Source organism: Actinomadura sp. 7K507 (assembly GCF_004348425.1).
In the GTDB taxonomy this organism is placed as follows: Bacteria; Actinomycetota; Actinomycetes; order Streptosporangiales; family Streptosporangiaceae; genus Spirillospora.
Window position 1 is genome coordinate 1 of sequence record NZ_SMKK01000446.1, and the last position, 3070, is coordinate 3070.

General features: G+C 72.7%; 3 protein-coding genes. All 3 read left to right on the plus strand.

Annotated features, from left to right (window positions below; genetic code table 11):
- A partial coding sequence (locus E1285_RS44180) for an ABC transporter permease (protein WP_132160878.1) occupies positions 1 to 442 on the plus strand: 442 nt, incomplete at its 5' end.
- Positions 435 to 1304, plus strand: coding sequence for an ABC transporter permease (locus E1285_RS44185; protein WP_132160879.1), 870 nt, complete (start codon positions 435 to 437; stop codon positions 1302 to 1304). The genes E1285_RS44180 and E1285_RS44185, both read left to right, overlap by 8 nt.
- The coding region (locus E1285_RS44190; RefSeq protein WP_132160880.1) for an ABC transporter ATP-binding protein at positions 1301 to 3070 on the plus strand (1770 nt) is incomplete at its 3' end. The genes E1285_RS44185 and E1285_RS44190, both read left to right, overlap by 4 nt.

Consider the following 3070-nt stretch of genomic DNA (forward strand, 5'->3'; position numbering starts at 1 on the left):
GGGCGGGATGGGCACACTCCGCCACCTCGTCCTGCCCACGCTCGCGATGGGCACCGTGCTCCTCGCCTCGGCGACGCGGGTCACGCGGTCGGCGGTGATGGACGTGCTCGACTCCGACCACGTGACCTTCGCCCGGTCCCGGGGGCTGGCCTCCCGTCGCGTCCTGTGGAACGACGTCCTGCGCAACGCCGCCGTCCCCATCGTGACGCAGGCCGGAGGGCTGCTGATCGCACTCACCGGCGGCATGGTGGTCGTCGAATCCGTCTTCGCCTTCGAGGGCATCGGCTCACTGCTGACCCAGGCCATCAGCGCCCGCGACATCCCCGTGATCCAGGCGGTCACGCTGACCCTCGCCGCCGCCATCGTCCTGGTCAACCTCACGGTCGACGTCGCCGTCTTCGGCCTCGACCCGCGCGTCCGGAGGGGGAGCGGCCGTGGCTGAGCGGCTCGCCGTCCTGTCGCGGCGCACCGGGTGGCGGCTTCCGGCACGCCGCCGCAGGGCCCCGGTGCTGGTGATCGTCGCCGGGTGCGTCCTCGCCGCCGCGGCGGGCATGATGATCCTCCCGGGGGTCGCTCCCCACGATCCCGAGTTCATCGACGGCGCCGCCGCGCTCCAGGGCCCGAGCCCGCGGCACTGGCTCGGCACGGACGAACTCGGCCGGGACGTCTTCTCGCGGATCGTGGCCGGTGCGCGCACGGGCCTGCTCGGTCCGCTGATACTGGCACTCGGCACCACGGTCCTCGCGATCCTGGTCGCGGTCGTGGCCGGGTACGCGGGCGGCCGGACCGACGCGGTGATCGGCCGGGTCATCGACGTCCTCTATGCGGTGCCCCCGCTGGTGGTGGCCATCGTGGTGGTCGGCATCACCGGCGGCGGCTGGTGGACCGCGCTCGCGGTGCTGCTGGTCTTCGGCCTGCCGATGAACATGCGGCTGCTGCGCTCCGCGGTGATCGTCAGGGTGCGCCTGCCCTACGTCGAGGCTGCCCGCACCGCGGGCCTCTCCAGTGTCCGGATCATGGTGTTCCACCTGCTTCCCGCGGTCGCGTCGTTCGTCGTGGCCGTCTTCTTCCTGACGTTCACCTACGGGATCGTCGACCTCTCGGCGATGTCCTTCCTCGGCCTCGGAGTCCCGCCCGGATCGTCCGACTGGGGACGCATGATCGCCGAAAACCGGGCGTACCTGCTCCAGAACGCCTGGGCGACGATCGGCCCGACCGTGGCCGTGGTGCTCGTCGCGGTCTCCGCCAACGTCGTCGGCGACTGGATCCACTCCCGCTACGAGTCCCACGGGAGGACCCGATGAGCGACGACACCGCCCACCTCGATCCGGCCTCTCCCGCTCTCGCCGTCAGCGCGCTGACCGTGCGCGGCCCGCGTGCTGGAACGACGGTGCGGATCGCCGAGGACATCTCCCTGACCATCGCCCCCGGCGAGGCCGTCGCCATGGTGGGAGAATCCGGCAGCGGCAAGTCCGTCGCCGCCCGTGCGATCCTCGACCTGCTCCCGCACGGCCTGGAGAGCGAGGGCACCGTCGAGCTGGGGGGCGCGCGGACCTCCGGTCTCTCCCGCCGCCGGCTTCGCGCGCTTCGCGGCTCACGGATCGCGATGATCATGCAGGACCCGTTCACCATGCTCAACCCCCTGCACCGGGTCCGCGACATCGTGTGCGAGACCCTGCGCACCCCCGCAGGGAGAAGGCTCCGGCGGAGCGAGCGACGCCGCGAGGCCGTACGGCGCCTCGCCGAGGTCGGCATCGACGACCCGGCCGTCGCCGACGCCTACCCGTTCGAGCTCTCCGGCGGCATGCGGCAGCGGGTCGGCATCGCCGCCGCGATCGCCGAGGAGCCACTGGTGCTGATCGCCGACGAGCCGACCACGGCGCTGGACGTGACCACCCAGCGCGAGATCCTCGCCCTGCTGTACCGGCTGCGCGAGACGCATCGGATGGCGCTGCTGCTCATCACCCACGACCTCCGGGTCGCGGCCGAGGTCTGCGACCGCGTCTACGTCATGTACGCGGGCCAGGTGCTGGAGGAACTTCCGGCGGGCCGGCTCCTCAACGCCGCGCGGCACCCCTACACCGCCCGGCTGGCCAGGGCGGACCCGCCGCTGGACCACCGAGTCGAGGCGCTGCCCGGCATCCCCGGAACGGTGCCCGCCCCCGGCGGCCGGCCGAAGGGGTGCCGGTTCGCGCCGCGCTGCGATCTGGCCGCCCTGGCGTGCACCATCGATCCGATCGCGCTGAGCGAGGTCGAAACCGGCCACACGGTCCGCTGCGCACGCGTGGGCGAACCCATCGGACGCGCGCACACCGGAGTCCCGGCGGAGGCCGCGGACGGGCCGGCCCCCGCCGGCGAACCCATCATCGTCCTGCGCGGGGTGACGAAACGGTACGACCGCAAGCTCGCCGTCGCCGCGGTCGACCTGGAGGTCCGCGAGGGCGAGAGCATCGGCATCGTCGGCGAGTCCGGGTCGGGCAAGACGAGCCTGGCCCGGATGATGGTCGGCCTGGAGCCGGTGACGTCGGGGTCGCTCGAGGTGTGCGGCATCGACATCGCCTCCCGCAAGCTGGGACGCGAAGACCGGGCGACGTTGCGCTCGACGGTGCAGATGGCCTTCCAGGACCCGTCCTCGACGCTGAACCCCGCACGCACCGTCGGCGGCACCCTTCAAGAGACGCTCCGGCTGGCCGGCGTGCACGACCGGAAGGCCCGCGCCGTCGAACTGCTGCAGATGGTCGGCCTCGACGCCGGGTACGCGGCGCGCCGCCCCAGGCAGCTGTCCGGGGGAGAGCGGCAACGGGTCGCGATCGCCCGGGCGCTGGCACGCGAGCCGCGCGTGCTGCTGTGCGACGAGGTGGTCTCCGCCCTCGACGTGTCCGTCCAGGCACACGTGCTCAACCTCCTCAACGACCTGCGGCGCGGCCTCGGGATCTCGCTCGTCTTCATCACCCACGACCTCGGCGTCGTACGGCAGATCGCCGACCGGGTCCACGTCATGAAGTCGGGCGAAGTCGTGGAGCACGGGCTCACCGATGACGTCCTCTCCCGCCCGCAGCACCCCTACACC